The organism is Paenibacillus sp. AR247 (genome assembly GCF_002968895.1).
Lineage (GTDB): Bacteria > Bacillota > Bacilli > Paenibacillales > Paenibacillaceae > Paenibacillus_AQ > Paenibacillus_AQ favisporus.
Window position 1 is genome coordinate 2116660 of record NZ_PCZT01000009.1, and the last position, 2924, is coordinate 2119583.

A 2924-nucleotide genomic window follows, 5' to 3' on the forward strand; every position below is an offset into this window, starting at 1 on the left:
CCAGTCCCTAGTCACGGTGGTAAGCTTGTTAAGGCTGGTGATTCTGCTGATCAGCGGGTTTCTCGGACTGTTCGGCACGCTGTCGAGTCTAATGGCGCTCATACTGTTCCTGGTCAATCTTCGATCCTTTGGCACCCCTTATTTGGCCCCTCTATCCCCGCCGCAATTTAAGGAATGGTTTAAGGTCCTTTTCCGCATGCCTTGGGGCAAAGGAAAATTCACCGACCAATCCGGAAACAAAGGATGAGTAGAGGCATGAGAACGATAAGATGCATTTTAACTGTGATCCTGCTCTCCACGCTGCTGACCGGCTGCTGGGGAACGAGGGAAATCGATCATATGATCTATGTAAATACACTAGGCGTAGATTATGTCAAAGACAAAGTCGTCGTGTACATCCAAATGGTCAACTTTGGAGGGATTGCCAAGAAAGAATCGGGGCAGTCCCAACAGCAGAAGACCTATGTCGGGAAAGCTGAAGGCGATGCGTTCGACGCCGCGGTATTCAACCTGTACGAATCGAGTCCGCAGCGAATTGTCTGGAGCAACGTGAAGTCGGTTGTCTTTACCGAGAATGCATTAAAGCACGGACTGATCGATCAGGTTTTTGACGTATGGGACCGGTATTACGAGTTTCGTTATACCGTATGGGCAATGGCCACCAGGGAACCCTTGGAGCGGGTGCTCAATGCGACGTCAACCAGCGAACTGTCCGCCATATACTCGCAGCTGAACAGCCCGATGCGGTCTTATGAACAAAGCTCCATTGTCGCCCCGCTGTATATGTACAAATTCATTTGGAAATGGAAGTCATCCGAGAGATGGGATTGATTCAACCGGTATTGGTCGGGTGGTCATTCGCGGGAATCCCCCTTCTCGACTATATCCGGGAGTATGGGGAGAACGAGATTGGAGGAGTCCTGTTTGCGGGTGCCTTAACCCGGCTTGGCAGGGAAGCCTTCATGGCCGATATGGGAAGCGACACGCTGAACATGTCGGCGGGCCTCTTCTCTGACGAACCGATGGTTCGGATCAACACGCTGGACCAGTGGCTGGAGCAAAGCGTGTTTTATCACACTTTGACCCGCGAGGAGCACTATCTCTTTCTCGGATCCAATGTGGTCGTTCCGGCATTCGTACATCAAGGAATCTTTAACAGGCAGATCACGAACGACGATGTATTGTCGTCGATGACGAAGCCCGTTCGGATCACACACGGAGCCCAGGATTGCACCGTGAAGCTTGAGGCCAGCCGGCGAACCGCTGAAATCATCCCCCATTCCGGGGTATCCCTGTATGAAGAAGCAGGACATGCGGTCTTTTGGGATCAGCCTGAGCGCTTTAATCGGGAACTCAAAGAGTTTGTTGATTCGATCGGGCAGAGCTGAATCTGAAACGCTGAATCGATGCTCAGAGCTTAATTTTCTGCAAATCATCCATCATTTTTCAAGAGAGGCGGCATCAAAAATGAACACTTATCAAGCATTAACGGTAGATTGGAAAGGGGAAAAGCTGAAGCCGGAAGTACGGGGCTATTCGCTGGACGATCTGCCGGAAGGGGATGTAACGATCCGTGTTGCATACTCAGGCGTGAATTATAAAGACGGGCTGGCCAGCATCCCTGGAGGCAATATCGTGAACAGTTACCCGCATATTCCGGGAATCGACTTGTCCGGAACCGTCGTCGCTTCGTCTGATCCTGCATTCCGTGAGGGAGACGAAGTCCTCGTTACGGGATACGGATTGGGGGTATCCCATCCGGGTGGCTTCAGCCAAATGACGCGGGTTCCCTCTGCTTGGGTCGTCCCCCTGCCGCCGGGTATGTCGGCGAAGGCAGCGATGGCGGTCGGCACCGCCGGGTTCACCGCTGCGTTATCCATTCACCGGATGGAGGAGAACGGACTGGCTCCCAGCCAAGGCCCTGTGCTCGTGACCGGCGCCACCGGCGGCGTCGGAAGCTGGGCCGTCGCCATGCTGGCGCGATCGGGTTATGACGTGACGGCCAGCTCCCGCAAGAGCGCTGAAGCCGATTATTTAAAAAACTAGGCGCCGCCGAATGCATCTCGCCCCAGGAGCTGGAATTGCCTGAAGGACGCTCCCTTCATCAGGAGCGATGGGCCGGTGCAGTCGATCCGGTAGGCGGGGCTCTTCTGCCTCATGCCCTAAGATCGGTCCGTTACGGAGGCTCTGTCGCTGTCAGCGGTTTTACCGGGGGAATGGACTTCGCCTCATCGGTACTTCCGTTTATTTTACGCGGCGTTAATCTGCTCGGCATTGACTCGGTGCAGTGCCCCATGGAGCTCCGGCGCAAGGTATGGGGACGGATCGCGGCCGAGTGGCTGCCGGAAGAAGAAATGCTCGATTCCGTCGTTCACGAGATTGCGCTGGCCGATCTGCCGGACGCGTTGACTCAAATTCTTCAAGGCCGCATGCGGGGCCGGGCTATCGTGAACCTCACTTGAGCAGCTTGTCATCGTAAAGCATGAGACGTGTACTGGAACGCTGGTCGCTGTTAACGGCCCATCCGGTCACGTCTTTTCAATTGTTAGGAGTTAAATCATTTATCATATAATTGAGCAGTTCTGCGTACTCGATCGGCGATCTCTGCCCTTATGTGTTCAGGTTCCAATACGAGGACATTCGGCCCAAAACTTAGAATCGTATCATATAGCCAACTATCCTCCAGAAACTCCCCTTTAACTTGAAGTGAGCCGTCAGGTAAAGGGGTGATCGATTCCGCTTTGAAGTAGTCCTGTACTCTCGTTCTTACCTGCGGCTGAAAATGTAACTCCAAACGAGTAACCGGACCGCGATCGTTCCATAAAGCCTCTAAATCCTCGATCGTTTTATCTCGGCGAACAAAGCTCTCTAAGGCAATCCGGAGGTTGTTTATTCGGGATAATCGAAAGATTCGATAATTGTTC

The 2924-nt window shown here is 53.2% G+C and carries 4 protein-coding genes and 1 pseudogene; 4 read left to right on the top strand and 1 reads right to left on the bottom strand.

Annotated features, from left to right (window positions below):
* The 4 genes and pseudogenes from CPT76_RS18425 to CPT76_RS18440 form a co-directional block, all read left to right on the top strand.
* Positions 1 to 247, top strand: a 247-nt coding sequence (locus CPT76_RS18425) for a spore germination protein (protein ID WP_146116348.1), incomplete at its 5' end; no start/stop codon positions are given.
* Positions 248 to 255: 8 nt separating this feature from the next.
* Positions 256 to 831, top strand: coding sequence for a Ger(x)C family spore germination protein (locus tag CPT76_RS18430; protein ID WP_105443867.1), 576 nt, complete (start codon positions 256 to 258; stop codon positions 829 to 831).
* Positions 822 to 1388 (top strand): alpha/beta fold hydrolase, encoded by a 567-nt coding sequence (locus tag CPT76_RS18435; RefSeq protein ID WP_105443868.1) that lies wholly within the window; start codon positions 822 to 824, stop codon positions 1386 to 1388. Before CPT76_RS18430 ends, CPT76_RS18435 begins: the two co-directional genes overlap by 10 nt.
* A gap of 79 nt (positions 1389 to 1467) precedes the next feature.
* A pseudogene (locus CPT76_RS18440) lies at positions 1468 to 2462 on the top strand (acrylyl-CoA reductase family protein).
* Between the two features lie 95 nt (positions 2463 to 2557).
* Here CPT76_RS18440 and CPT76_RS18445 read toward each other — a convergent pair.
* The coding region (locus tag CPT76_RS18445; protein WP_146116349.1) for a helix-turn-helix transcriptional regulator at positions 2558 to 2924 on the bottom strand (367 nt) is incomplete at its 5' end.